The sequence below is a fragment of the Corallococcus carmarthensis genome (assembly GCF_003611695.1).
Classification (GTDB): Bacteria; Myxococcota; Myxococcia; order Myxococcales; family Myxococcaceae; genus Corallococcus; species Corallococcus carmarthensis.
In genome coordinates this window covers 1-25,969 of the sequence record NZ_RAWE01000137.1, presented here as the reverse complement: position 1 = coordinate 25,969, position 25,969 = coordinate 1, and the positions used below count along the sequence as shown (strand labels likewise).

At 71.2% G+C, this 25,969-nt stretch carries 21 protein-coding genes; 11 read left to right on the top strand and 10 right to left on the bottom strand.

Translation table 11 applies throughout. The features are described 5' to 3' along the window. Window positions 1-471, top strand: a 471-nt coding sequence (locus D7X32_RS29075; protein WP_147450311.1) for an energy transducer TonB, incomplete at its 5' end; no start/stop codon positions are given. Between the two features lie 42 nt (window positions 472-513). Here the strand turns inward: D7X32_RS29075 and D7X32_RS29070 are convergent. Then, complete coding sequence (locus D7X32_RS29070; RefSeq protein ID WP_120605817.1) at window positions 514-1,002, bottom strand: MarR family winged helix-turn-helix transcriptional regulator; 489 nt, start codon at window positions 1,000-1,002, stop codon at window positions 514-516. Window positions 1,003-1,205: 203 nt separating this feature from the next. On the opposite strand from D7X32_RS29070, the gene D7X32_RS29065 reads away from it, so the two are divergent. Both D7X32_RS29065 and D7X32_RS29060 read left to right on the top strand, forming a co-directional pair. Beyond that, a complete protein-coding gene (locus D7X32_RS29065) occupies window positions 1,206-2,603 on the top strand; it encodes a TolC family protein (RefSeq protein ID WP_120605816.1) in 1,398 nt (465 codons plus the stop codon). A 143-nt stretch (window positions 2,604-2,746) separates the two neighbouring features. Further along, entirely contained in the window at window positions 2,747-2,956 is a 210-nt protein-coding gene (locus D7X32_RS29060; RefSeq protein WP_120605815.1) for a hypothetical protein, read from the top strand. A 59-nt stretch (window positions 2,957-3,015) separates the two neighbouring features. Here D7X32_RS29060 and D7X32_RS29055 read toward each other — a convergent pair whose 3' ends face one another. Further along, window positions 3,016-4,026, bottom strand: coding sequence for a Rieske 2Fe-2S domain-containing protein (locus D7X32_RS29055; RefSeq protein ID WP_244239246.1), 1,011 nt, complete (start codon window positions 4,024-4,026; stop codon window positions 3,016-3,018). 142 nt (window positions 4,027-4,168) lie between these two features. Between D7X32_RS29055 and D7X32_RS29050 the strand changes: the two genes are divergently transcribed. Then, window positions 4,169-5,059, top strand: coding sequence for a DUF547 domain-containing protein (locus tag D7X32_RS29050; protein ID WP_120605813.1), 891 nt, complete (start codon window positions 4,169-4,171; stop codon window positions 5,057-5,059). Window positions 5,060-5,121: 62 nt separating this feature from the next. Continuing rightward, complete coding sequence (locus D7X32_RS29045; protein ID WP_120605812.1) at window positions 5,122-6,192, top strand: WD40/YVTN/BNR-like repeat-containing protein; 1,071 nt, start codon at window positions 5,122-5,124, stop codon at window positions 6,190-6,192. A gap of 115 nt (window positions 6,193-6,307) precedes the next feature. Here D7X32_RS29045 and D7X32_RS29040 read toward each other — a convergent pair whose 3' ends face one another. The 4 genes from D7X32_RS29040 to D7X32_RS29025 all read right to left on the bottom strand — a co-directional run bounded on the left by D7X32_RS29040 (window position 6,308) and on the right by D7X32_RS29025 (window position 12,472). Then, a complete protein-coding gene (locus D7X32_RS29040) occupies window positions 6,308-7,240 on the bottom strand; it encodes an ROK family protein (RefSeq protein ID WP_120605811.1) in 933 nt (310 codons plus the stop codon). A 56-nt stretch (window positions 7,241-7,296) separates the two neighbouring features. Continuing rightward, the gene (locus D7X32_RS29035) at window positions 7,297-8,667 is read right to left on the bottom strand and encodes a phosphomannomutase/phosphoglucomutase (RefSeq protein WP_120605810.1); all 1,371 of its coding nucleotides are present in this window, start codon (window positions 8,665-8,667) and stop codon (window positions 7,297-7,299) included. 170 nt (window positions 8,668-8,837) lie between these two features. Then, window positions 8,838-11,189 (bottom strand): serine/threonine protein kinase, encoded by a 2,352-nt coding sequence (locus D7X32_RS47020; protein WP_244239245.1) that lies wholly within the window; start codon window positions 11,187-11,189, stop codon window positions 8,838-8,840. Window positions 11,190-11,410: 221 nt separating this feature from the next. Continuing rightward, a complete protein-coding gene (locus D7X32_RS29025) occupies window positions 11,411-12,472 on the bottom strand; it encodes a mannose-1-phosphate guanylyltransferase (RefSeq protein ID WP_120605809.1) in 1,062 nt (353 codons plus the stop codon). Between the two features lie 180 nt (window positions 12,473-12,652). Between D7X32_RS29025 and D7X32_RS29020 the strand changes: the two genes are divergently transcribed. Next, a complete protein-coding gene (locus D7X32_RS29020; RefSeq protein ID WP_120605808.1) occupies window positions 12,653-15,400 on the top strand; it encodes a GDSL-type esterase/lipase family protein in 2,748 nt (915 codons plus the stop codon). Between the two features lie 3 nt (window positions 15,401-15,403). After that, entirely contained in the window at window positions 15,404-16,876 is a 1,473-nt protein-coding gene (locus tag D7X32_RS29015; RefSeq protein WP_120605807.1) for an MBOAT family O-acyltransferase, read from the top strand. Between the two features lie 15 nt (window positions 16,877-16,891). Here the strand turns inward: D7X32_RS29015 and D7X32_RS29010 are convergent, their stop codons facing one another. Further along, window positions 16,892-17,254 (bottom strand): hypothetical protein, encoded by a 363-nt coding sequence (locus D7X32_RS29010; protein WP_244239244.1) that lies wholly within the window; start codon window positions 17,252-17,254, stop codon window positions 16,892-16,894. Window positions 17,255-17,500: 246 nt separating this feature from the next. On the opposite strand from D7X32_RS29010, the gene D7X32_RS29005 reads away from it, so the two are divergent. From D7X32_RS29005 to D7X32_RS28990, 4 genes are all read left to right on the top strand, one after another. Then, on the top strand, window positions 17,501-18,733 hold the full coding sequence (locus D7X32_RS29005) for a sensor histidine kinase (protein WP_244239243.1): 1,233 nt from the start codon (window positions 17,501-17,503) through the stop codon (window positions 18,731-18,733). Further along, window positions 18,730-20,085, top strand: a complete 1,356-nt coding sequence (locus D7X32_RS29000; protein WP_120605806.1) for a sigma-54-dependent transcriptional regulator — start codon at window positions 18,730-18,732, stop codon at window positions 20,083-20,085. The genes D7X32_RS29005 and D7X32_RS29000 overlap by 4 nt, the downstream gene beginning before the upstream one ends. A 149-nt stretch (window positions 20,086-20,234) precedes the next feature. Then, window positions 20,235-22,631, top strand: coding sequence for a BamA/TamA family outer membrane protein (locus D7X32_RS28995; RefSeq protein ID WP_120605818.1), 2,397 nt, complete (start codon window positions 20,235-20,237; stop codon window positions 22,629-22,631). A gap of 3 nt (window positions 22,632-22,634) precedes the next feature. Continuing rightward, a complete protein-coding gene (locus D7X32_RS28990; RefSeq protein WP_120605805.1) occupies window positions 22,635-23,228 on the top strand; it encodes a hypothetical protein in 594 nt (197 codons plus the stop codon). A gap of 8 nt (window positions 23,229-23,236) precedes the next feature. Here the strand turns inward: D7X32_RS28990 and D7X32_RS28985 are convergent, their stop codons facing one another. The 3 genes from D7X32_RS28985 to D7X32_RS28975 all read right to left on the bottom strand — a co-directional run bounded on the left by D7X32_RS28985 (window position 23,237) and on the right by D7X32_RS28975 (window position 25,819). Continuing rightward, window positions 23,237-24,151, bottom strand: coding sequence for a methyltransferase (locus tag D7X32_RS28985; protein WP_244239242.1), 915 nt, complete (start codon window positions 24,149-24,151; stop codon window positions 23,237-23,239). Window positions 24,152-24,287: 136 nt separating this feature from the next. Then, window positions 24,288-24,911 carry an NUDIX hydrolase gene (locus tag D7X32_RS28980; RefSeq protein ID WP_120605803.1) on the bottom strand — a complete coding sequence of 208 codons (624 nt, stop codon included), beginning with the start codon at window positions 24,909-24,911 and terminating at the stop codon, window positions 24,288-24,290. Window positions 24,912-24,925: 14 nt separating this feature from the next. Beyond that, window positions 24,926-25,819, bottom strand: coding sequence for an undecaprenyl-diphosphate phosphatase (locus tag D7X32_RS28975; protein ID WP_120605802.1), 894 nt, complete (start codon window positions 25,817-25,819; stop codon window positions 24,926-24,928). Window positions 25,820-25,969 lie beyond the last annotated feature (150 nt).

Below are 25,969 nucleotides of genomic sequence, written 5' to 3'. Positions count from 1 at the left end.
CCGCCCCCCAACGACACGCCGCCGCCGCCCTCCGCCAAGCCACCGCCGTTGGTCGTGGGCATGACCATGTCGTCCACGACCAGCGCGGGCTCCTTCGCCGCGCCCGTGGGCAACACCGCCTACGGCAAGGCCAACGGCACCGCGAAGGCGCCCCAGGACGTGAAGGGCTACTCCGCGCCGAAGTACGTGCCCGTGTACCAGGTGGACTCGGAGCCCTCGGTCGCGTCCGAGGTGAAGATTCCCTACCCGGACGAGGCGCGCCGCGCGGGCATCGAAGGCACCGTCACGCTGTCCATCACCATCGACGCGGAGGGCAAGGTGACCCAGGTGAAGGTCATCTCCGGGCCCGGCTACGGACTCAACGAGGCCGCGCGCGACGCCATCCGCCGCTTCCGCTTCAAGCCCGCCATCAAGGGCGGCGAGGCGGTGGCCACGGAGATGAAGTACTCGTACACCTTCCTGCTGGACTGATGAGAAGTCCGGGCGCCCCGAAGTCTGGGGCGCCGGCCTGCGCTACTGCGTCTTGAGCGCGCGGCGCATGATGTCGCGCAGCGCCGCCAGGTCCTCATCCGGCATCGCGGCGATGAGGGGCGGCGGCGCGCTCAGCCGCGCCATCAGCCGGCCGCGCAGCTCCGCGCCCGCCTCCGTCAGCACCAGCATCTTCACCCGGCGGTCCTGCTCGCTGCTCTTGCGCTCCACCAGCCCGCGCGCCTCCAGCCGGTCCACCAGCCCCGTCACGTTGGACGCGTCGCACGACAGGTAGTTGGCGAGCGTGCTCATCGCGAGCGCTCCCTCGCCCAGCTGCCTGAGCACGTGCGCCTGCACCGGGGACAGGTCGAACTCCGCCGCCAGCGCGGGGAAGTTGCGCATGTGGGTGTGCAGCAGCTCGAAGAGCAGCGTCCACGCCTGCGCGGGGAGCCCACTCTCGCTCTCGGCCGGGTCACTGGGGGACGCCGGCCGACGCATCACCTGCTCGCTGGGACCGTCGTTGAAACCGTTCATAGTGAATTTACGTTAATTCATCGGGCACACATAAACAATTGACATCATCAACCATTGACCGCTACTACATTCCGCATATTCCAACATCCGACAGTGCGGAGTACTTTCACGAGGCTCCGGGGTCGGGTAGAGGACGCAACGCAGTCGTCCATTGGACGGATCCGCCTCGCGCTCCCGCGGGTCGGTGAGGAGGTCGAAGCGGTATGAGTACCTTTCTGGCGCTGTCCCTGTCGGCCACCCTGGCAGCGGCGCCCGTACTGACGCTGGATGAGGCATTGGAGTCGGCCCGCCAGCAGAACCTCGACTTGAAGATCGCCCAGGAGCGTTTCGAGCAGGCATCGCTCGCGACGCGCAAGGCCTGGGCGGGCTACCTGCCGAACATCAGCGTGGGCGCGTCCATCACGCGCAACAACGTGGCGGCCATCATCCCGGCGGGCCCCATCGCCCCGGTGGACATCACCATCCAGCCGCTCATCCAGCAGGGCGCGCAGGCGGAGATCCGCCAGGCCATCATCGCGCCGCAGCTGTGGGCGGGCATCGCGGCCTCCTACAAGGCCGTGAACCTGGCGGAGCTCAACACGCAGACGGCGCGCCGGCAGGTGCTCTTCGGCGTGGCGCAGGCGTACTACGGCGCCGCGGCGCAGCAGGAAGCCCTGCGCGCGCAGGAGCGGCTGCTGGAGCTGAACCAGGCGCGGGAGAAGGACACCCAGGCCCGGTTCGACGCGGGCACGGTGACGCGCGTGGCGCTGCTTCGCGCCCAGCTGGACCGCTCGCGCGCGGAGCAGGACCTGGTGCGCGCGAAGAACGCGCTCGCGGGCCTGAAGCTGGCGCTGGGCACGCTCATCCAGCGCGAGCCGGAGTTCGAGCTGGCCGCCCCGCCGGAGCCGACGGTGCCCGCGCAGGCGTCGCCGGACGAGCTGGTGAACAAGGCGCTGCAGGAGCGCTCGGACGTGCAGGCCGCGGAAGTGGGCCTGAAGCTCAGCCGCATCAACAAGACGGGCGTGCTGCTGAGCTACCTGCCCACGCTGGGCGTGACGGGTGCCTACCGCATCGCGAACGCGGCGGGCTTCACCGGCCAGAACGAGACCTGGGCCATCACCTTCGGCGCCAGCTGGACGCTGTTCGACGGCGGCCTGCGTGAGGCGAACCTCTCCGAGGCGTCGTCGCGCGTGCGCGAGGCCACCGTCACGCAGACGCTGGCGCAGGCCCGCGTGAAGGAAGAAGTGCGGCGCTCCAAGCTGGACCTGGAGAACGCGCTGGCCAACCGCTCCAAGGCCGAGGAGGCCCTGGAGCTGGCGCGCGAGTCCAACCGCCTGACGGACGTGAGCTTCAAGGCGGGCGTCGCCACCTACCTGGAGGTCGCGGACGCCAACACCGCGCTCACCAACGCGGAGGTGGGCTTCGTGTCCGAGCGCCTCCAGGCCTCGCTCGCCGCGCTGCGCCTGCTCAACTCGCTGGGCTCGTTCGAGTCCGGTTCGGTGAAGAAGGACGCCGCCGCCCTGGGCGCGCAGCCCGGCGGGGGCGCGCCGCAGCAGCCGGCCCCGCAGCCGCAGCCCGCGACGGAGCAGCCGGCCCCGCAGCAGCCCGCGCCCCAGCAGTAGGCGGCAGGCGAGGTGGAATTCCCGGCGCCCTTTCGTGGGCGCCGGGTCCCCTGCCCTCCCGGGCGGGAAGCAGGTGCTGCGTTGTGGGGGTCCGTCACCGGCCCCACCCTCCTATCAGGACCCGTTTCCACGAGGAGGGAACCATGGCGGACGCATCCTGGGGCAACTGCAAGAACTGTCGCTTCTTCGCGGGCAACAGCGACGAGCCAAGCGACGAAGAGACGCAGAGCTGCAATCAGACGGAGCTCAAGAAGTTCGCGCTCGTGGTGTCTGGTGACAGCGGCTGCAACGCCTACGAGGCGCGCACCGGGGAGACGGTGCCCACCTACGAGGAGCCCGCGCCGATGCACTGACGGCCCGGACCCGGAAGCCCGCCCCACCGGTCCTCGCGATGCGACGGCGCCCCTGGGCTTCAGGTGCCCGTGGCGTCGCGGACCCGGGGCAGCGCCGGCCCGGGCTCGTGCGCCTCGTGCGCGTAGTAGATGCGCTCCATGAGCTTGCGCTGGTGCACGAGCGGCTTGTCGTACTTGTCCAGCCGCATGCCCTTGTGGCTGTAGGGCGTGTCCGCCACGGTGGGGATGAAGCGCGCGTCGTCGCGCACCTCCCACCAGGTGAGCCCCAGCGCGGCCTTCGCCGCCACCGGCAGGAAGGGCTTGAGCGCGGGCACCGCCGTGCGCAGGAAGGAGAAGACGTGCAGGCGCGTGGTGCGCGCCGTCTCCGGCACGAAGAAGATGTGCGCCTGCGTGATGAAGGGGCGCGGCTTCCCCTGGGAGGTCGTCCAACGGATGGTGTAGACGCTGCGCACCGGGTCGAAGCGCGTCACCCAGTCGTTGTGGAAGATGTCCCCCTTGCCCACCGTGAGCAGCCGCATGATGGGCGCGGGCCGCTGCGGGGCGCGGTAGTGCACCTCCGTGTGGTCGTCGTGGTTGTGCGCCTCGAACTCCACCGCGCCCGTCTGCGCGCCGCTCCACCCCAGCCGGGTGTGGACGAAGGGCGTGTGTTCGTCCTCGCTGAAGTTGTCGAGCGCCACGTGCAGCGGCGCCTGGAACAGCGTGGAGAACGTCCCGCCGAAGACGTAGTCGTCGCCCGCGAGCTCCGGCATCGCGGACAGCGGCGTGTCCGCGTGCGCCAGCCAGAGGTAGCCGTGGCGCTCCACCACCTGGAAGCTCTTCGCCTCGCAGTGGCGCAGCTCCGGCTGGCTGGGATTGACGCCCTGCCCTCGCGCGTCGAAGCGCCAGCCATGGTACGGGCACTGGAGCTGGCCCTCCTTCGTCACGATGCCCTTCGACAGCGGCGCGAAGCGGTGGGGACATGCGTCCGACAGCGCCGCGGCCTTTCCGGAAGCGTCCCGGAAGAACGCGTAGGCATGGCCCGCCAGCTCCACGCGGACCGGCTGGCGGCGGAGCTGACCGGAGGGGAGCACCGGATGGAAATGCCTGACGACGTCGGGGGTAGGCTCCATGGCCCGGGCAGTATAGCGGCCTGTCGCGGCGGACCCAGGATGGGTCGCGCAGGGACCTGAAGGGTGGGAGCCATACCGGGCGGGTGGCATAGACTGCCGGGCCGTGAATGCCTCCGTCCCTCCCCGCCACCGCTCGCGCTGGTTCGCCGTGGCGGTCCTGGCCGTGCTGCTGGCGCTTGGTACGGGAGCGTGGCTGTACGTGCATGGCGCATTGCCGGCGCCGGTGCCAGAGGCGGCCGGGCCCTTCGGCTACGCGGACTACGCACAGGCGTTGAACCACGTGCGCCCCAGTGGGGACCTGGACTTCGAGGGCCTCCAGCGTGACCGCGCGGCGCTGGAGCGCTTCGTCGCGTCGCTCGCGGCGGTGTCACCGCACCGTCAGCCGGAGCTGTTCCCGTCGCCGCAAGAAGGCCTCGCGTACTGGATCAACGCGTACAACGCGCTGGTGCTCATGCAGTTGGTGGAGCGCCACCCGGACGGCGTGGAGGCGTCCTGGTTCGGCCGCTTCTACTGGGGCCGCGCATGGCCGGTGGGCGGCGAGCGGCTGACGCCGTGGGCGCTGGAGCAGCGCGTCCTCCTGGGTGAGTACGCGGACCCGCGCGTGAACTTCGCCCTCTTCCGGGGGACGCGCGGCGGGCCCCGGCTGGACGGCGCGCCCTACCAGCCGGAGTTCCTGGACGCCCAGCTCAACGACGCCAGCCGCCGGTACATGGGGGACGCGAGGCACGTGAAGCTGGAGGACCACACCGTGCACCTGGCGCGGCTGTTCGAGGAGCGGAAGCAGGACTTCCTCGCCGCGCTGCCGGAGGGCCGGGGCGGCAACGTGCTCCAGTTCGTCTGGGCCTTCCTGCCGGACACCTGCGAGGAGCGCCCGGGCTGTGACACGCGCGGCGACCTGGACCGCGCCTGTGGGCCCCAGCTGGACAAGTGCCGCGTCGACTTCATCCCCGAGGACACCTCGCTGCCCGACGCCGAGACCGCCGCACGGCGCTGACAGGGCCCGCTTCTCGGCTAGCGTCCCTCCTTCGCGGACGGACACGCGGGAGGGACCGGGACATGACGATGGGAGCGGTGTGGCTGGCGACGTGGCTGGCCCTGGGGAGCGCGGACATGAAGTGGGAGCCGCAGGCGAGCGGGACGACGGTGCGGCTGCGCGGCGTGAGCGCGGTGGACGGCCGCGTCGCGTGGGCCAGCGGTGACAAGGGCACCGTCGTGCGCACCACGGACGGTGGCAAGACGTGGACGCGGTCCCCCGTGCCGGACGCGGAGGGATTGGACTTCCGCGACGTGGACGCCTTCAGCGACCGCAGCGCGTCCGTGCTGTCCATTGGCGCGGGTGACAAGTCGCGCATCTACAAGACGACGGACGGCGGCGCTCACTGGACGCTCCAGTTCACCAACGCCGTGCCCGGGGCATTCTTCAACGGCATGGCCTTCTGGGACGAACAGCACGGCATCGCGTTCAGCGACCCGGTGGACGGGCACTTCGTCGTCATCACCACGGAGGACGGCGGCGCGACGTGGAAGCCCGTGCCGCAAGGGGCGCTGCCGGCCGCGCTCGCGGGCGAGGCGGGCTTCGCCGCCAGCGGCACGAGCATCGCGGTGTACGGCACGTCCCACGTCTGGTTCGGGCTGGGGGGCTCCATCGCGCGAGTGCTCCATTCAGCGGACCGGGGCAAGACCTGGGGCATCGCGCCCACGCCGCTGGCCACCGGTGAGGGCGCGGGCGTGTTCTCGCTCTACTTCTGGAGCCCCCAGGCGGGCATCGCGGTGGGCGGCAACTACAAGCAGCCGGAGGTGGCCACCGGCAACGCGGCGCTCACGCTGGACGCGGGCAAGCGCAAGTGGACCGTGCCGGGCACGCCTCCCGGGGGCTATCGCTCCTGCGTGGCCCCGCTCACGCGCGAGCGGAAGATGTGGCTCGTCGCCGTGGGGCCCACGGGTTCGGACGTGTCGAAGGACGCGGGCAGGACGTGGGAGCCGCTGGACACCACGGGCTTCCACGCCGTGTCCACGCCGCCGCGCACGCGGGACACCGCCTGGGCCGTGGGTGAGGAGGGGCGCATCGCGAAGCTCGTCTTCACGGACGCGGCGCCGGCCCCGAAGGCAGCGCCGAAGCAGCCGTAGCGCTCCGCGGCGGAAGCCCTGGCGAGTTCCATCGCACGGCAGTGCGCGTCCCGCCGCGAGCGCCCGGCGGGACCTGCATGGCGCGGGGGAGCATGCTCCGCCCGCGCCAGGAACCTCACTTCACCAGCAGCGCCGCGCCGATGATGCCGCTGTCGTCGCCCAGCTCCGCGTCGGCGATGAGCAGACCCTCGCGCGACACCCGGGACGACCACTGCTGCACTCCGTCCAGGACCTGCCGCTTGATGCCCGGGCAGTGCGTCAGCACACCGCCGCCCAGCACCAGCCGCGACGGGTTGAGCACCGTCACGTAATTGGCCACCGCGACCGCCAGGAAGTGCGACGCGCGGTCGTGGATCTCCTTGGCCTTCGCGTCGCCCGCGTCCGCCGCCGTCTCCAGCGTCACCGGGGTGATGGTGTCCGGGTCGTCCTGGGTCAGCTGCTCCAGCACGCGCGAAGCACCTGACGCCAGCAACTCCTTCGTCTGCGCGATGAGGTTGTGGCCGCCCGCGTATGCCTCCAGGCAGCCGTGCTCACCGCAGCCGCACAGCCGGCCGCCGGGCACCACCTTGATGTGGCCCAGCTCGCCCGCCACGCCGCCGCCGCCGTGCACCAGCCGCCCGTCCGCGATGATGGCGCTGCCCACGCCGGAGCCCACGAACACCACCAGCATGTCCTGTGCGCCACGGCCCGCGCCCGCGTGCAGCTCGCCCCACGCCGCCGCGGACAGGTCGTTCACCACCTTCACCTCGAAGCCCATCCGCTTCGTCAGCAGCGCCGCCAGGGGCACGTCGCGCCAGCCCAGGTTGGGCGCCACGGAGATGACGCCCGTGTCCTTGTGGATCTGCCCGGCCGCGCCCACGCCGCAGCCCTCCACCTTCACCCCGGCCTTCTTCACCGCCTCTTCCGCCGCCTGGGCGATGGTCTCCACCACGCCCGGCGGCTTGCGGTCCAGTAGCGCCACCTTGGCGCTCGCGAGGATCGCGCCCTTCCCATCCACCACCGCGGCCCGGGCGAACGTCCCGCCCAGGTCGATTCCCAGCGTCGGCATGGCCAGTTCCCTCCCTTACGTGCGTGCGTGTGCTTCGCGTGGAGCGCCGAAGAAGGCTAGGCGCCAACTTCCTTCTGCGCCTGGGCGACCGTCTTCTCGATGAGCGCCTGGATCTCCTTCACGCGCGCCTCCGTGCTGGCCTCGTAGCGCAGCACCAGGATGGGCTGCGTGTTCGACGCGCGGATGAGCCCCCAGCCGTCCGGGAACGTCACGCGCACGCCGTCCACGTCCACCACCTTGTGGCCCGCGTCGCGGAGGATTTCGGTGGCGCGCTTCACCATCGCGAACTTCTTCTCCTCCGTCGTGTCGAAGCGCAGCTCGGGGCTGGCGAAGGTCTTCGGCACGTCGGAGAGCAGCTGCGACATGGACTGCTTCTCGTGCGTCAGGATCTCCAGCAGGCGCGCGGACGCGTACACCGCGTCGTCGAAGCCGAAGTACCGGTGCTTGAAGAAGATGTGACCGCTCATCTCGCCGGCCAGCTCCGCGTGCTCCTCCTTCATCTTCGACTTGATGAGGGAGTGCCCGGCCTTCCACATGATGGGCCTGCCGCCGTGCTTCGCGATGTCGTCGTACATCGTGTAGCTGCACTTCACCTCGCCGATGATGGCCGCGCCCGGGGACTCCTTCAGCACGTAGCGGCTGAAGAGCACCATCAGCTGGTCACCCCAGAGCACGTTGCCCTGGTCGTCGATGACGCCGATGCGGTCGCTGTCGCCGTCGTACGCGATGCCGACCTCCGCCTTCACCTCCTTCACCTTCTTGATGAGGTCCTGGAGGTTCTCCACCACCGTGGGGTCCGGGTGGTGGTTGGGGAAGTCCGCGTCCATCTCGCAGAACAGGGGCACCACGTCGAAGCCCATGCTCTCGAACAGCGGAACGGCGATGGCGCCGCCCGTGCCGTTGCCCGCGTCGATGACGATCTTCATTCCCTTGCGGCCCACCTTCACCGTCTGCTGGATGAAGTGGTTGTAGGGCGTGATGATGTCGAAGGGCGTCACCTTGCCGGGCTTGTTCGAGGTCGCGAAGTCCTTCGCCTCGATGAGGCGGCGCAGCTCCTTGATTTCAGGGCCGTGGAAGGTCGTCTTGCCCGCGCCAATCTTGAACCCGTTGAACTCCTTCGGGTTGTGGCTGCCGGTGATCATCGCCAGGCCGTCCACGGGCAGCGTGTTCGCCGCGAAGTAGGTCAGTGGCGTCGGCACCACGCCCACGTCGTAGACGTCCAGGCCGGTGGCGGTGAGGCCCTTCGCGAGCGCGTCGCGGAAGCGCGTGGAGGACTCGCGGCAGTCGCGGCCCACCACGATGGAGGTGCCGCCCTTGCGGCGGATCATGGTGCCCAGGCCCAGGCCCAGGAGCTCCACCACCTCGATGGTGAGGTCCTTGTCCACCAGACCTCGGATGTCGTACTCGCGGAAGATGTGCGCGTTCATGGCAGTGTCCCCACCCTCGACAGGAACCGGGAGGGCGTAGCGGAAGGCGTCGGACACTACACGAGCGGGCCCGGGGGCTGCACACACCCGAACGCGCCCGGCTGACTGTTGAACGCCCGGGCCTCCCCGGGAGGGCGGAACCTACCCCCGGGAGGGGCTGATGGCCCCCATCAGGCCATGGCCCCGCTGTCACCGGCCCCGGCGCCCACCGGCACCTGCCGCAGCAGGGACTGGTAGTGCTTCAGCCAGGAGGTGTTCAGCGGGTCCAGCTTGAGGGCCTCCGAGTAGCGCTCCAGCGCGGCCGGGACGGCCCGTTGGACCTCCAACGCATGTCCCTGGGTGAACAGGGCGCGGGCCTTCTTCTCCACCTCCGGCCGGGCGGCCAGGAAGGCGCTGCGCAGGGCCTCCATGGTGGGCTCCGGGACGCCCGCGGCGACGCAGCGGGCAAGGCCTCCCAGGTTGCCCCGGGTGGCGTCGTAGCCGACACGGGAGAGCGGCTCGCCGAGCATCCGCTGCGCGGCCAGCACCCGCACGCGCAGGGCGTCCAGGGCCTGGCGCTGCGTGGTGGGCAGCGGGCGGTTCTGGAAGGCGACCAGGCGGCGCAGGGCGGCCTGGGCGCGGCGGTGGATGTCGCCGAAGTCCGCGTCATGCTTCGCGCCCAGCAGCGTGTAGGGGTCCCGGGCGACGGCCTCCGCGCGGGACAGCATGCGGGCAAGCTCCGCGTCGGGCGCGGGCTCCGCGTCCTCCATGAGGGCGCGGGAGAGCAGCCGGCCCAGGGCGGGGAACTCGTCGGAGAAGTGGACGAAGACGCCGGCGGGCACGTTCCAGGTGCGCGCCTCGTCGAAGGTGACGTGGCGGACGACGTCGCAGGCGCCCAGGGCCGTCTCGCCCCGGAAGGCCACCTCCACCGTCAGCCGCGCGGCGAGCGGGGGCAGCGAGCCCTGGCACTCGGCGAAGAGGCCCTCGGGGGCGACGTCGCTCACGGAGACGGACTGGAGCACTTCGCCCGGCGTGAGGCCCAGGCGCACGCGCAGGTCCGCGGGCGCGTCCGTGCGGGGCGCGGAGGCCTCCAGGGGCGCCACCGCGTTCACCAGCGGAATGGGCGCGTCGTCGTCATGCACGACGTCCACGAGCGGAATGGGCGCGGGCGAAGGAATGGACGTGGGCTCCAGCGAGGGCGCCAGGGTCATGAACGGGATGGCCGCGGCCCCCAGCGTGGACGTGGAGCTCACCTCGACGATGCCGAGCTTCATGGTCGCGGCCGGCGCGTTCGACGCGGCCGGATGCACCAGGAGGATGGGAGCCGAAGCGGCGGAGCCCGAGAAACCGGCCTGGGACGCGCCGGTCAACGGCAGCGTGTCGGCAGGCAGCTCCGGTTCCGCGGGCCCGAGCAGCGCCACCGCCGAGGCCCAGAACGCGGCCACCTCCTCGCGCATGGCCACCTCACCCCTGCGGACCTGGGACGGCGCGCCATCCGCCGCGCGCAACGCCGCATCCTCCATGGACGTGGCGGCCATGCCCCATGCGGGCACGTCCTCCACGATGTCGAAGTCGTCCGCGTTCTGTTCCGCCACCACCGCGTCGGACACGTCCTCGGGCGCATCCGCCGACGCGTTCCGCACCGGCGCCTTCCTGCCCAGCGCCTCCGCGAGCGCGGCGCGGAAGGCCCACGCGCTGTCGAACCGCTCCTCCGGGTTCGCGGCCAGCGCGCGCAGCAGCACGGTGGACAGCGCGGGCGGCACGCTCGCGTTGACGGCGTGCGGCGGGAACAGCGTCACGTCCGCCGAGCGCCCCAGCCCGAACGGCAGCCGGCCCGTCACCAGCAGGTAGCCCGCCACGCCCATCGCGTGCAGGTCCGCGCGCGGGCTCCCATTCATCCCCGCGCACTGCTCGGGCGCCATGAACGTGGGCGAGCCCACCGTCACGCCCTGCGCGCGCTCCTCCTGCGACAGCGCCGCCTCCCGCACCGCGCCCGCGCCGAAGTCGCGCACCCGCACGCGCCGCTCACCCTTCGCGTCGCGCGTGACGAACATCGAATCCAGCGTGAGGTCCCCGTGCACCAGGCCTCGCGCATGCGCCACCTCCAGCCCCGCGAGCGCCTGATCCAACACCTCGCCCACCTCGGCCGGCGACAGCGGCAGGGGCATCGCGCTCAGCGACTCGCCCTCCGGCGCCTCCATCAACACGCAGGGCAGACCCTGGGGACCGGGGCGCACGTCCAGCACGCGCGCCACGTGGCGGTGCACGACGTTGCGCTGCGCCAGCGCCTCCGAAATGAACCGCGCGCGCACGGCAGGACGGGCCGCCAGGTGCGCATGCAGCACCTTCACCGCGAAGCGGTGCCCCGTGGGCACGTACTCCGCCAGGTACAGCGACGCCACCGCGCCCACTTCCAGCCGGCGCTTCAGGAGCAACGGCCCGTGCCGCTGGCCCTCCAGCGAATCCCCCGGCACCGAAGGCCGAGCAGCGACGGAGCACGCCTCCCCATCCCGGTGTTCGCCCACGCAGCGCTTGCAGCCCATCGCCCACCCCGCCTGACGCCCCGGAAATGGGGCGGACCCGGGGTGGGCTTGCAACCTCCGCGCCTCGTGCCCGGGGCCCGCCTCCGTCCTCCCAGCGACACTCCAACCGCCCGCAGGTGCCAGCAAACCCCGCAAAACGAACCAGGGCCCCCTGTAGAAACGACAGGGAGCCCCAGGAAGAAATGTGTGAGGGGAAACAGGAGGCGAAGTCGCCTCGGGGCCTACAGCAGCTTGGTGCGCTTCCGGGCCTTGAGCGCCTCGACGACCTTCCGGACGTCCTGGCTCCGGTCCTTGGGGACCACGAGCACGGCGTCACCGGAGTCCACCACCACGACGTCATGGAGGCCCACGACGGACAGCGTGCGCTTGTCCGCGAGCACCACGCAGCCCGTGCAGTCCACCAGCACCGCGTCGCCGGAGACGACGTTGCCCTGCGCGTCCGCGGGGCGCACTTCCGGGATGGCGGCGAAGGAGCCCACGTCGGACCAGCCGAAGTCGCCGTCCAGCACCGCGATGTTCTCCGCCTTCTCCATCACGCCGTAGTCGATGGAGATGGAGGGCAGCTTGGGGAACACGCGCTTGAGCACGGCCGGGAAGGTGCGCTTGCCCACGGCCTTCTGGAGCGCCTCCAGGCCCTTCTGCATCTCCGGCATGTGCTTCTGGAAGGCCGCCAGCATCACGTCCGCGCGGAAGACGAAGATGCCGCCGTTCCACAGGTAGTCGCCGCCGGCCACGTACTCCTGCGCCGTCTTGAGGTCGGGCTTCTCCTTGAACGCCTTCACGCGGCGGCCGCCGCCGTCCAGCGCGTCACCGACCTGGATGTAGCCGTAGCCCGTCTCCGGGCGCGCGGGCTTGATGCCCAGCGTGACGATGTGGCCGCCCTCCGCGATGCGCGCGGCCTCCGCGAGCGTGCGCTGGAAGCCCTTCACGTCCGCGACGTGGTGATCCGACGGCAGCACCGCGAGCACGCCCTTCGGGTCGCGCGCGGCCACCTGGAGCGCGGCGAGCGCGATGGCGGGCGCGGTGTTGCGCGCCACGGGCTCCACCAGGAGGTTTCCCTTGGGCAGCCCCTTCACCAGCTTCGCGGCCGTCTTCGCGTGCACGGGACCGCACACGATGAAGGTGTTCTTCACCGGCGCCAGGCCCTTGAGGCGCTGGGCGGTGTCGGTGAGCAGCGGCTGCTTGGAGGCCAGCGGGAGGAACTGCTTCGGACGGGCCTGGCGCGACAGCGGCCAGAAGCGGGTGCCGGAGCCTCCGGCCATGATGACGGGATAGAGGGCCATATGCGGGTGCGAGCTCCCAGGGAACCGCCGGGCCTTGGACCCGGCGCGAACGGCGGCGCACCATAGCGCGTCGCGCCGTCCGAGGAAGGGGGCCCGGCCGCCTACCCCCCGAGGGATGGGGCGCGACAATGTGGGCAGAGTTTTGACCCGCCCCCGAAAAGCCAGTCTCATGCCCCGGCGTTGAGCCTCAAGCCCACATCCACCGGATGGACGCTGGCCTTCACCGTGCTGCTGGCGGTGGGGTTGTCCCTGGCGCCATTGCCGGAGAAGTTCCGCCCCCTCCCCAGCCTCCGTCAGGAAGGTTCGCTCGGGCCCAAGCTGGTGGCGCTCGCGCTGCCCGCGTCGCTGCGCGGGGTGAAGGCGCCGCGTCCGCCCGCGGACACCCTGGCGCCGGACGCGCCGCCCTCCGCGCTCGCGGAAGCGGACACGGCCGTCAACGACACGGATCCGAAGGCCGGCCCGCAGGTGGGGGAAGCCCCCGCCGTGCCCGGCATCGGCCTGGAGGAGCTGAGCGCTCCCACGCTGGCGGGCGCGCTGGAGCTGGAAGCGCTGCGCGAGCGCATGGGCGCGAAGCACGTGGACATCGAGCTGAACTGCCGCAAGGCGCGCGCGGACGGCACGTGTGACGAGGACGGCCTGGCGCCGTTCATGAAGGCGCTGGGCGACTTGCGTTCGGACGCGCGGCGCACGCCGGTGCGGGTGGTGCACCTGGGCGATTCGCTGATCGCGTCCGACTACATCACGGACGTGGTGCGAGACCGGCTCCAGGAGCGCTTCGGTTCAGGCGGCCCGGGCTTCCTCTACATCCACCGGCTGGCGAGCGCCGGACGCGCCACGCGCTCGGGCACCGCGAGCACGGACGGCTGGAAGATGGAGCGGCTGGTGGACACGCACTGGCCCAAGGACCGCGTGGGCTGGACGGGCGTGGCCTTCTCCACGAGCGGCCCGGCGCAGGGCACGCGCTACTCCGTGGAGGGCGCGCGAGAGGCGGAGCTGTTCTTCCTGGCCCAGCCGGCCAACGGCGCCGTGCAGGTGGCGGTGGACGGAAAGAACACGCAGCGCATCCAGACGCGCGCGTTCGGCTCCAAGGCGGAGGCGGCGTTCGCGAGGCTGAAGCTGCCGGAGGGCGCGAAGACGCTGACGCTCACCGCGACCGGCAAGACGGAGCTGCACGGCGTGTCCGTGGAGTCGGGCACGCCGGGCGTCGTCTACGACACGGTGGGCCTGTTGGGCGGCATGGCGGAGGTGTACCTGCGCGCGCAGCCCCAGGCGTTCCGCGCGCAGCTCAAGCACCGCAAGCCGTCGCTGGTGGTGTTGATGGTGGGCGGCAACGAGGCGTTCTTCCTCTCGCGCGAGCGCACCACGATAGAGGAGGTCCGCTCGCAGATGAAGGAGCTGGTGTCGCGCGTGCGCACGGCGGTGCCGGACGCGGCGTGCCTGGTGATGTCGCCCATCGACGCGGGTGTGCGCACGATGAGCGGCGAGCTTGTCACGCGCCGGCACTCGGCGGAGGTGGCGGAGGTGTTCCGCGAGGAGGCACGCACGGGAGGCTGCGCCTTCTACGACACGCTGGCGGCGATGGGCGGCGAGGGCTCCGCGCTCAAGTGGCTGGAGTCCGGCCTGATGCTGGAGGACCTGGTGCACCCGCGCGTGCGCGGCTCCAACCTCTTGGGCCACCTGTTCGACCTGGCGTTGCAGCGGGCCTTCGCGCGCACGCATCCGCCGCGCGTGCCGGGCACGGACATGAGCGGCCTGCAGAACGCGACCCCGGCGCTGCGCCGCACGTTCGAGTCCCTGGCCCGCCGCGAGTCCGGCGCGAAGCTGCGCGTGGGCATCGCGCAGTTGGGCGCGTCGCACACGGCGGCGCATTACTTCTCCGACAAGGTCCGCGATGCGCTGACGAAGCGCTTCGGCGACGCGGGCCGGGGCTTCATCGCGGCGGGCAAGCCGTCCACCCGGCTGGAGGCGGCGCACGTGACGCGCACGCTGGACGGCGAGTGGACGGTGGAGGACGCGAAGAGCACGCCCGCGAGCAGCGCTGGAAGCATCTGGGGACTCACCGGCATCCGCGCGGTGGGCGCGCCCGGCGCGAGCCTGGGCATCTCCTTCTGTGACGGCTGCGCGGAGGACAAGAACCGCCAGGGCCGGCTGGACCTGTACGCGCTGGACGCGCCCGGGGCCGCGTCGCCGGACATCATCGTGGATGGTGAAGCGATTCCGCCGGAAGCACCGCCGCCCGAGCCGCTCTCGCAGCCCACGGTGCGGATCCGTTCGTTCCCGGTGACGGGCGTGGCGCACTCGGTCCAGGTGAAGGTCCCGGAAGATGGCGGGAGCGCGACGGTGCTGGGTGCGTCGCTGGAGTACGACACGCCGGGGCTGGTGTACGACGCGCTGGGGTTGCCCGGCGCCACGGCCTTCACGGCGCGGGACATGGATGCGCCCGCGATGGACGCGCAGCTCACCGCGCGCCGGCCGGACCTGCTGGTGTTCTGGTACGGCACCAACGAGGCGGAGCTGCCGGAGCTGGACGCGAACGGGCTGCGCCAGGACTACGCGGCGCTGATTGCGCGCATGCGCAAGGCGACGGGCGCGGAGTGCCTGCTCATCGGTCCCACGGACCGGCTCGCGCAGGACGCGGAGGGCCGGTGGAACGAGGCGCCGTCACTGGCGAAGGTGTTGAACACGCTGCCGCAGGTGGCGAAGGACGCGGGGTGTGCGTACTGGTCCGCGCGCGCGGCGATGGGCGGTGAGCGTTCCATGCAGCGCTGGCAGCGGCAGCCGGTGCCGCTGGGCCACGCGGACGGCGTGCACCTGACGTCGCAGGGCTACGCGGTGCTGGCGAACGCGTTCGTGAAGGACCTGATGGCGGCGTACGAGTCCACGAAGAAGGGCGGCGAGCCGACGGCCTCCGCCGCGGGAGCGCCCTGAGCCGTGCTGTCCCACAGCCTCCAGTACGTCGTCTTCGTCATCGCGGTGTTCGCGCTCTACTGGGCGGTGCACCGGCACTACTGGCCGCGGATGCTGTTGCTGCTCGCGGCCAGCCTGCTGGTCTACGTGTCGTTCCTGCAGGTGCCGCTGTCCGCCTTCGTGGGCGGGATGCCCGTGGGCGAGCTGGTCGTGAAGCTGGTGCCGCTCTTCATCTTCCTGGCCGGCGTGACGGTGGATCACCTGCTGGTGAAGGGGATGGGGCGCACGGAGCGGCCCGGCGTGCGCAAGCTGCTGGTGGTGCTGTCCATCGTCTCCAACCTGGGGCTGCTGGCGGGCTTCAAGTACCTGGAGCTGCTGCGCCGGACGGTGGCGTCGCTGCTGGGGCCATGGGGCGTGGAGGTGCGGCCGGAGCCCTTCCACCTGTTGTTGCCGGTGGGCCTGTCGTTCTTCGTGTTCCAGGCCATCAGCTACACGGTGGACGTGTACCGGGGGAAGGCGAGCTCCGAGCACTCGTTCGTGGAGCACCTGCTCTACATGCTGTTCTTCCCGCGCGTGGTGAGCGGGCCGATTGTCCGCGCGTCGGAGTTGATGGCGCACTTCCGGGAAGTGCCCACGCTGTCGTCGGATGACGGGAACAAGGCGTTGTTCCGCATCGCGGTGGGGCTGGTGAAGAAGCTGGTCATCGCGGACGTGCTGGGCAGCGGCATCGTGGATCCGGTGTTCGGCAGTCCGCACGCGTACTCGTCCGCGGAGTGCGCGGTGGCGGCGGTCGCGTACACGCTGGAGCTGTACTACGACTTCTCGGGGTACTCGGACATCGCGATTGGGGTGGCGTCGCTGTTCGGGTTCAAGTTCCCGGAGAACTTCGCGCGGCCGTATCTGGCGAAGAACCTGTTCGAGTTCTGGAACCGCTGGCACATGAGCCTGTCGTCGTGGCTGCGGGACTACCTGTACATCCCGCTGGGCGGCAACCGGCGGTCGAAGCCGCGGGTGTGCTTCAACCTGATGATGGTGATGGTGCTGGGAGGCCTGTGGCACGGGGCGGACTGGCGCTTCGCGGTCTGGGGCGCGGTGCACGGCGTGGCGTTGTGCGGGGTGCGGTGCTGGTGGTGGTTCCGGGGCAAGCAGCAGGAGCCGGGCCCGGTGCGCGTGGCGTTGGGGATGTTGGCCACGTTCACGCTGGTGGTGTTGACGCGCGTGGTGTTTCGCGCGCCGGACATGGCGCACGCGGGTGAGTTCTACGCGCGGATGCTGGCGGGAATCCCGGGCCTGGCGAACGTGGGGCCGCTGATGTGGAGCATGCTGGCCCTCGCGGTCCTCGCGCACGCGGTGCCGATGAAGCTCTACGACCTGGCCGCGCTCGCGTTCCTCAAGCTGCCCGCGCCCGCCAGGGCCGTGGTGCTGGTGCTCCTGGGATTGGGCATCCGTCAGCTGTCCACGCTGGAGACCCGGCCGTACGTGTACTTGCAGTTCTGAGAACGCGCGGTTCGCTCAGGGCATGTACGGATAGCGCGCCAACACCTTTCCCTCGGGAGAGACGGCGTACAGTTCGAATTCGTCGAACGCGAGCAAGGTGCCGGGTGCCCATCCGCACTTGTCGGGCCGAGGGTTGATGCGGACGAAGTACAACCCCCGCTCCTCGCCCACGATGACTTCCATCCCCTTCGCGGAGAACGCACAGCTCTTGGCGTACTCCTTGGGATAGCGGGAGAGCCTCCGCTGCAACGCGGCGTGCGCGGCAAGAACCGCGGGCCCGTCCAGTGTCGCCGGGGGCTGAAGGTCGTCGGGCCACTGGATGCCTTCCGCGACAATGGGCCCGCGCGTGGAGACAGGGGCCCCTGCATTCGAGCCCACCTTCGCGACCGGAAACGCGGGATTCCTCAAGACGGAATGTGAAGGCCGAGGCGCAGAGGCATCCGTGCCCCCGTCCTGGAGAAGGGACACGAGGAGAAGCAGTGCGTGGGGCTTCAGCATCGGCGTCTCCTCAAGTGGAGCCGTGAACCTTCTACCACTGCAATGCGGGGATGCATTCCGGTTGCTGGAGCTCCACCTCGGCCCCACCGGGAACTTCAGCGGCGGTGGGTATATGAACAGCGTGCCATGCGCCGTGCTCCACCGCTGAGCCCTCCCCCGCCTCCGTTCCGCTTCCGCCGGCGCCTGCTGGCGGTGATGCTGCTCGCGGGCCTCATCCCGCTGGCGCTGCTGGGCGCGCTGGCCCAGGGCGTGCTGGAGCGCGTGCTCTCCATCTCCATCGCTCCCGTGGAGGGGGTGCTCGACAACGTCTCCGAAGAGCTGAGCCGCCGGGGGCTGCCTCCGGATGCGCTCGACGAGGCCCGGTTGAACCTGGCGCAGGCGGAGCTGGCTCGGCGGGCCCTGGTGCGCCGCGTGCCCGTGTTCATCGCCGGGGTGGGCGCGGTCGCCGCCATCGTGCTGGCCGTGTCCGCGGTGCTCCTGGGCCGCGTCCTCACGCGTCCCATGGCCACGCTCCTGGAAGGCATGCGTGCCTATTCGCGAGGAGACCTGTCCGTCCGCCTGCCCGTCCCCGAACCCGCTCGCGATGAGCTCCAGTTCCTCCTGGGCCAGTTCAACCGCATGGGCCAGGAGCTGCTGGACCAGCGCGAACACCTCAAGGCCGCCGAGCAGATCGCCGCGTGGCAGGACGTGGCCCGGGCGCTCGCCCACGAGCTGAAGAACCCCCTGACCGCAATGAGGCTCTCGCTCGCGCGTCTGTCCCCTCGGGATGCCGACACCCCGCCAGACCCGACCCGCCTCGCCGAAGCGGTGGCGCTCCTCCAGGAGGAGGTGGACCTGCTCATGCGCATGACCCAGAGCTTCTCCACCTTCGCGCGCCTGCCCGCCCCACGCTTCCAGGACGTGGCGCTGCGGCCGCTGCTCGCGGAGGTGTGCGCCTTGTACGAAGGCAACTCGCCGGTGCCCGTGGTGCTGGACCCCGGCGTTGACATATCGCTGCGCGCGGATCCCGACGGACTGCGCCGCCTCTTCGGCAACCTGGTGAAGAACGCCACCGAGGCCTCTCCACCGCACGCCCCACCCGTCCACGTGGCACTGCACGAAGCGGAGGACGGCCGCGTGCACGTCACCGTGACCGACAACGGCAGCGGCGTCCCTGGCGTGCTGGAAGGACCTGTCCTCACCCGGGGGCTGTTCAGCACCAAGCCCGGTGGCAGCGGACTGGGCCTCCCCATCGCGCAGAAGATTGCCCACGAGCACGGCGGCAGCCTGAGACTGGAGCCGGGCGCCCAGGGTGGCACCCGGGCGCAGGTGGTGCTGCCTCGAGTCCCCTCCTCCGACACTTCCCAGGTGGCCGCATGAAGCCCGGAGCCCGCATCCTCATCGTCGACGACGACCCCGGCGTCCTGCGGGCCGTGCGGGGACTGCTGCAAGACGGAGGCTTCTCCGTCGTGGAGGCCCGCTCCACGGCGGAGGCCACACGCCTGCTCGAAGCGCCGGATGCGCCCCCCGCGCTGATGCTGTTGGACCTGCGCATGCCGGGCGAGACGGGGCTGGAGCTGCTCGCGCGTCTGCCCAAGCCGCTGCCCGTGCCGGTGGTGGTCCTGTCCGGCGAGGCCTCCCCTTCCGAAGCAGTGCAGGCGCTGAAGCTGGGGGCCACGGACTTCGTGGAGAAGCCCCCGTCCCCCGAGCGGCTCCTCACGGCGCTGCACAACGCGCTGGCGTTGGGAGCGCTGCGCGAGGAACGGGAGCGGTTGCTGGACGCGCTGGCCCAGCCGGGACACCTGGTGGGCGAAAGCCCGGCCATGGAGTCCCTGCGCCAGCTCATCGCGCGCGTGGGCCCCAGCGACACGGCGGTGCTGATCACGGGCGAGACAGGCACCGGCAAGGAGCGCGTGGCGCAAGCGCTGCACAAGGCCTCCGGACGCAAGGGCCGGCTGGTGGCGGTCAACTGCGCGGCCATCCCCGCGACGCTGCTGGAGAGCGAGCTGTTCGGCCACGAGCGCGGTGCCTTCTCCGGCGCGGTGGCCCGGCGCGCGGGCCGCTTCGAACAGGCGCAGGGCGGCACGCTGTTCCTGGACGAATTGGGGGACATGCCACTGGAGCTCCAGGCCAAGCTGCTGCGCGTGCTGGAGACGCGTCAGGTCGAACGGCTGGGTGGCACGCTGCCGGTGCCGGTGGACGTGCGCATCCTCGCGGCCACGCACCAGGACCTGGGCCGCGCGGTGAAGGACGGCCGCTTCCGGCAGGACCTCTTCTTCCGGCTCAACGTGCTGCCGCTGCACCTGCCGCCCCTGCGCGAACGTCCCGAGGACCTGCTGCCCCTCGCGCGAGTCTTCGCCGCGGAGCTCGCGGGGCCTCGCACACCACTCGTGCTCGCGCCGGGAGCGGAGGCCGCGCTCCGTGCCTATCCGTGGCCCGGCAACGTGCGCGAGCTGCGCAACGTCATCGAACGGCTGAACCTGCTCCGGGGCGACGGCCCGCTGGAGTTGGGACCAGACGCGGTGGCGGCACCGGCGACCACCGCACCCGCACCGCGCAGGACGCTCGGAGACAAGAGCTACCGCGAGCACGTCGAGGACTTCGAGCGGGACCTCATCCGCGCCGCGCTCCGCGAGGGCGAAAGCATCGCCGGGGCCGCGCGCCTCCTCCAGGTGGACCGAGGCAACCTCTACCGGCGCATCAAGGCCCTGGGCCTGCCCGTCGCGTCCTGACCGTGAATGAAGGACGGGTGATGTCACGGCCACAACCGCCCGATACATCCGGATGTGTCCATGACATCCGCCCGTCTGCTCGCCCACCGTCGTTTCGGGCACTTGCCCTGAGCCTCCGCCTGGAACGAAGCATGCTCCTGCCGCCATCCATGAACCGTCTCGCACTGGCGCTCTGCTTCGTCTCACTCGCGGCCCTGGCCCAACCTCCACAGGACGCCGGCACCTCCGACCCGTCCGTTGTCGTCACTCCATCGGACGCCGCACCGGATGCCGGCGATGCCTCCACTGCCGTCACCACGTCCCGCCCGCCATCCGAAGGTGAAGCCGCCACGGAGGACTCCGACTACCCGACATGTCCGGAGGGCTTCAACGCGGACGACGGCGACCTCTCGGACGCCACGGTCCTTGGGGCCTTGCAGGTCGAGGTCGACGGCCGGGGACTCACGCCCACGGGCCTGGAGCTTCGCGGGCTCCAGCGGCTCACGGATCCGCAGGTCCGCAAGCTCGTGGGCGCACCGCCCACGGATGTCTCGCGCCCCCTGACGGCCACCGAGATCCAGACCCTGCTGCATCGCCTGGCACGCACCGGCCTCTTCGCCCGAGTGGAGCCTCGCGTTCGTGTCAGCGATCAGGGACCGGCCGTGCTCGAAATCACCGTGGAGGAGAACCCCACGCTCACCTCCGTGGAGTTCGAAGGCCTTCAGGATCTCCGGCCCGACGAACTGTGGGACGCGCTGTTCGAACCGCACTCCCACTTCCCTGACGAGGACGACGCGCAGGACGAGGTCACCACGCTGCGGGTCCACAAGCGCCATGGCACGGTGAGGGTCGTCAGCCCGTGTCCACCGCCGCGCCCGCCCCGGGCCTGGCTGGCACGCAGGGAAGACGGAGCGTTCCGCCCCGGCATCATGCTGGGAGGCCTGGACGCCGCGCTCGATCGCGTCCTCAGGACCCTCCGCGAAGACGACGGCTACCTGCTGGGCACGGTGTCCGCCACGCTGTCCCCCGAGGGGAAGCTCGTCGTGACGGTGGACGAGGGCGAACTGGAAGCAGTGGAGGTGCGGGGCGTGGACGAGGCGATGGCCACGCGCGTACGTGAAGCCCTGGGCCTGGAGCCCGGCGACGTCTTCCTCCGGAGTGATGCCCGCCGCGCCATGGAGCGCCTGGAGTCGCGGCTGCCCTTCCTGAGGGCGGTGGACAGCGAGGACCTCGACGGGGAGCGCACGAGCGTGCGCATCGTCGAGGAGCGCGACGCCGACGGCACGCGCCACTACCGCACGAAGGAGGAAGCACGACGCAAGTCGCGGCGTCACGAGCGCGTGGAGTTCGAGGTGGGCTGGGGCCGGCTGTTCCACGGCGGGAACGACGCCGGAAGCGACGGCCTCACGCTGGAGGGGAAACGGCTGATCGTGCACGTGCAGCCGCGCCCTCCGGACCTGGACGTGGACCTGCTGCCCGTGCACACGCAGGTGACGGGCTTCGCCCCGGGGCTCGCGGCGAGCCTGCGCTTCTTTGACTCCCGGGACCGCGTGCACACGACGCTGGAAGGGGCCTTCTTCATTCCGCTGCGGCTGGGCGGACAGCGCCTGCCGGATGATCCGGAAGGCACGCGAAGCCAGCGCCGCGTCAACCTGCTGGGCGGCGTCAAGGTGCAGCTGCCCGCGCTGGGGCTCGAGGAGCTGGGCGCGCAGGTGCACGACTTCATCGACACGCTGGACCGTTGGCGGCTGGGGGACTTCGACTCGTACTTCTATTCGTTCCTCATCAACCGGCCGGACCGGGACTACTTCCGCCGCCAGGGCTTCACGGCCTTCGCCACCTGGCGCTGGGCTGAGTCATGGCTCGCGGGCGTGGAGGTGCGCGGAGACACGGCCAGCTCGCTCCAGTCCTTCACCCCGCCGCTCAGCCTCTTCCGGAACGACGACCCGCCGTTCCCGAATGCGCCGGTGAACGAGGGACGCTTCCGCTCGGCGGTGGTGCGGCTGGAGTACAGCGGCGCCGCGGAGCGAGGCACGCGCGTGGGCTCCCTCTTCCGCACGCCGGAGACGTCCCTCTTCGAACGCCACAAGAACTGGAAGCGCGAACCCACGCTGCGCGGCTTCGTGACGATGGAGGTGGGCGAAGGACCGGGAGCGGACGGCGCGGATGCGCGCTTCTGGAAGCTGGTGGGCGACGTCGCCCTGGACTACCCCATGAACTGGCACACGGGCCTGAGCCTGCGCCTGCGGGCGGCGACGGGCCACGACCTGCCCCTCCAGAAGCAGGAGGCGTTGGGCGGCTGGACGGCGCTGCGCGGCTTCGGCTTCAAGGAGTTCGGAGGGGGCGACAGCTCGGTGCTCGCGAGCGCCGAGTATCGCTGGCACGGCCTGGGCATCTTCGCGGACCTGGGTTCGGTGCATGCGGCGTCGGCGTGGTCGGACGCGCAGCTGGGCCTGGGCGGCAGCTTCCACTTCGGTGACGACGTGCGCTTCGAAGCCGCATGGCGCATCGACGACAAGGCCCGGCTCACGCCCGAGGCGCGCCTGCTGTTCAACCGGACCTTCTGAGCCATGGGAAGGCACGGAACACAGAGCAGGCGTGGCGCGGCGCTCGTCGTCGCGGCGGGCCTGCTCGCGTCCGGGGCGCACGCGGAAGAGGCGTCCGCCGCCTGCACCGCGACGCTCTCCGGGAAGCGCGTGATGGTCCGGCCGGAGGCGCGCGCCTTCATCTCGCCCGAACTGGACCGGCTGGTGCGGTTGGGCCTGGCGGGCAAGCTGGAGGTGGAGCTGACGCTCTGGCGGCGCCGGGCCTTCTGGTTCGACGCGCACGTGGACAGCGCGCGCGTGACCCAGGTGCTCGCGTTCACCCACGAGGGCTACCTGCTGGATGGACGCGAGCTGACGGGAGGCGTGGGCATCCTGGAGCTGGAGCGCGTGGCCTGGACACTGGATGCGCGGCCCGAAGCGGACGAACACTTCGTCGTGCAGGTGGAGGTGCGGCTGCAGGTCGTGACCGCCGCCAGCCTGGGCCGCATGGCGCGCTGGCTCACCCAGGGAGAGTCCTCATCCTCTGGCACACCCGTCCTGGGAAGCCTGCTGCGCTCCGTGGCGGAAGACCTCGCCAGGCAGGCCTCCGCCCGCTGCAACGTGAGCCGCCAGCCCTGAGCCGGCGGTCAGCGCCGCCGCGCCGTCAGCGCCACCAGCGCGATGCGCTCCACGCCCGCGTACGGAGCCGTCTCCAGCTCCTCGCCGAACACGTCCGGATCCAGTTCCTCGTAGACCACGTCCGTGAGCGGCGCGCTCCGCCACACGGGCTCCAGTGCGGAGCGCAGCCGGTCCTCGCCCTCCACCACCGGTGCGCCCGTGTAGAGCACCAGCGTGCCGCCCGGCTCCAACCGCTCCACGCTCTCACGCACGATGCGCACGGACAGGTCCGTGCCGTGCGTTCCGCCACCATCGCGGTACGTGCGCCCGTCCGTGTCCGCCAGGTACGGCGGGTTCGCCATGATCAGATCGAACCGGCCGGACACGTCCCGCAGCAGGTCCGAGTGCACCGCCTCGACTCCGTGCGCGCCGTTCAACCTCGCGTTCACCCGCGAGAACCCCAGCGCCTCCGGATTCAAGTCCGCGAGCACCACCTCCGTGCTCCGCGCCGCCACCGACAGGCCGCCAGCCCCGGAGCCACACCCCAGGTCCACCGCGCGCCGGAACGTGCCCGGCACCCGCTGGAGCAGCGCGCAGAACCGGTAGGTGTCCGGTCCGAAGAACACCGCGTCCTTCTGGGACGTGGGCCACGCGGAATGGACATACAGCCCCGACCCCAGGCTGGAGAACCGCACCCGGCTCCGGTGCGTCCCGTCCTCGCAGTCCACCAGCGCGCCCGCCTCCTCCAGCAGCGCCACCATCCGGGGCTCCAGCACGCCCGGCGCGAAGCGACGGCTCCACCCGAACACGTCCCGGACGGAATGGGCCTCCTGCGCCCCCGGCCGGGCATTCACCCGCCGGTGCGTCTCCGGGGTCACCGTCGTGAAGGCATACCCCGAGGCGCGCAGGGCTTCTCCCAGCGCCACCAGCGCGGCTTCCCTCACGTCCGCTGCCCCGTACCCATTCCCACCGTCCACGTCGCGCCTTTCGAGGGATGCGTCCCCTTGAACCTGGGACCTGCCGTCCAGGGCGACAAGGCATCCTCCCGCCCGGGCCGCCCGACAACACGGGCCCCGCGGCTCAGCGCCCGGCAGGCGGGGGAACGTCCAGCAACGCCTGGACGCCCGGCACCTCCGCCACGAACGTCAGGAAGTTGCGCAGGATGCGCCCCGTGGCGCCCCAGATGACGTGCTCGCCGTGCGTGTAGAAGTGCACGTCGTGCTCCATCCCCTCCCACAGGTGCCGCTCCACGCGGACGATGGCGGGGTCCAGCAGGCGCACCAGCGGCACCTCCAGCACCAGGTCCACCTCCGCCGGGTTCGGCACGTACTTCCCGTCCCCCGGGACGACGCCCACGTAGGGACGGATGCGGTACGCGGAGGTGGTGGGCGTCTCGTCCAGCAGGCCCAGCACGCGCACGTGGGCGCGCGCGACGCCCAGCTCCTCCTCCGTCTCGCGCAGCGCGGTCTCCAGCGGCGTGACGTCCCGCGCCTCCTGGCCGCCGCCCGGGAACGCGTACTGCCCCGCGTGCGTGCGCAGGGTCGCGGGCCGCCGGGTGAAGACCACGTAGGGCACGCCCTCCCGCTCGAACAGGGGCAGGAGCACCGCGGCCTCCCTCAGCGCCCGGCCCTTCCACTCGAACGTCCGCGCTGGCCTCGCCTTCAGCCGCGTCTCCAGCGCATCGAACAGGGCCTGCACGCGCACGACCTCCCCCTTCCTCAGTCGGTGATCTGCTTCTCCACCGGCGGCTTCGTCGGGGCGTCAGGCGTCGACAGGTTCTCCACGCCGGACATCGGCTTGAGGATGTTCGCCTGCAACAACCCCAGGAGCAGCAGTCCCAGCGCGACCCGGTAGACCACGAACACCAGGGTGGTGCGCCGCTTCAGGAAGCTCAACAGCCACGCGATGGCGGCCATGCCCGACAGGAAGGCCACCAGCGTCCCCACCACCAGGGCCACCGTCGACGGCCGCTGCGTGGCCTCCAGCAGGTGCTTCAATTCGAAGATGCCCGCCAGCGTCGTCGCCGGGATGGACAACAGGAACGAGTAGCGCGCCGCGTCCTCGCGCTTGAGCCCCAGCGACAGGCCGCCCGTGAGCGTCGTGCCGGAACGCGACGAGCCCGGCACCAGCGCCAGCGCCTGCCACAGGCCAATGAGGACGCCGTCCTTCCACGTCATGTCCGCCACGGTGCGCTGGTGCGACGCGCGCCTCTCCACGACGAACAGCACCAGCGCCAGCACGATGAGGCTGCCCGCGATGACGTAGAGCGACCGGAACTGCGTCTCGATGACCTTCTTGAACGCCAGCCCGCAGATGCCGATGGGCAGCGTGCCCACGCCCACGAACCACGCGAGCCGCGCCTCCAGCGTGCCGAAGGGGTCCCGCTTCACCAGCCCCACGACGAACGCCTTCACCAGCGCGACGATGTCCTTGCGGAAGTAGATGAGCACCGCGGCCACCGTGCCCAGCTGGATGATGGCCGAGTACGCCGCGCCCGGGTCGGGCCAGCCGAACAACTCCGGCGCGATGCGCAGGTGCGCGGTGGAGCTGATGGGCAGGAACTCCGTGAGACCCTGGACCAGACCCAGGACGATGGCTTCGAGCAGGCTCATAGGGGGCGTGGCCGCCAGGGATATGCCCTGCCCCCCTGCCCCGCAAGCGCGAAGGTTCTCCACCCCGTCGCCCAGGTCCGCCACCCGACCGTCCGGGCAGGGAACCCGGGTAGGCTTGGCCCCGCCATGCCCCCCGCCCCCCTGTGTCCC

Bases quoted from the DNA above. Each gene is read 5' to 3' on its own strand.
- D7X32_RS29040 (WP_120605811.1), bottom strand. From the start codon at position 7,240: ATGCCGACGCTGGGAATCGACCTGGGCGGGACGTTCGCCCGGGCCGCG.
- D7X32_RS29025 (WP_120605809.1), bottom strand. From the start codon at position 12,472: ATGGCCCTCTATCCCGTCATCATGGCCGGAGGCTCCGGCACCCGCTTC.
- D7X32_RS29070 (WP_120605817.1), bottom strand. From the start codon at position 1,002: ATGAACGGTTTCAACGACGGTCCCAGCGAGCAGGTGATGCGTCGGCCG.
- D7X32_RS28990 (WP_120605805.1), top strand. From the start codon at position 22,635: ATGGGAAGGCACGGAACACAGAGCAGGCGTGGCGCGGCGCTCGTCGTC.
- D7X32_RS29035 (WP_120605810.1), bottom strand. From the start codon at position 8,667: ATGAACGCGCACATCTTCCGCGAGTACGACATCCGAGGTCTGGTGGAC.
- D7X32_RS29060 (WP_120605815.1), top strand. From the start codon at position 2,747: ATGGCGGACGCATCCTGGGGCAACTGCAAGAACTGTCGCTTCTTCGCG.
- D7X32_RS28995 (WP_120605818.1), top strand. From the start codon at position 20,235: ATGAACCGTCTCGCACTGGCGCTCTGCTTCGTCTCACTCGCGGCCCTG.
- D7X32_RS47020 (WP_244239245.1), bottom strand. From the start codon at position 11,189: ATGGGCTGCAAGCGCTGCGTGGGCGAACACCGGGATGGGGAGGCGTGC.
- D7X32_RS29000 (WP_120605806.1), top strand. From the start codon at position 18,730: ATGAAGCCCGGAGCCCGCATCCTCATCGTCGACGACGACCCCGGCGTC.
- D7X32_RS29005 (WP_244239243.1), top strand. From the start codon at position 17,501: ATGCGCCGTGCTCCACCGCTGAGCCCTCCCCCGCCTCCGTTCCGCTTC.
- D7X32_RS29065 (WP_120605816.1), top strand. From the start codon at position 1,206: ATGAGTACCTTTCTGGCGCTGTCCCTGTCGGCCACCCTGGCAGCGGCG.
- D7X32_RS28975 (WP_120605802.1), bottom strand. From the start codon at position 25,819: ATGAGCCTGCTCGAAGCCATCGTCCTGGGTCTGGTCCAGGGTCTCACG.
- D7X32_RS29045 (WP_120605812.1), top strand. From the start codon at position 5,122: ATGACGATGGGAGCGGTGTGGCTGGCGACGTGGCTGGCCCTGGGGAGC.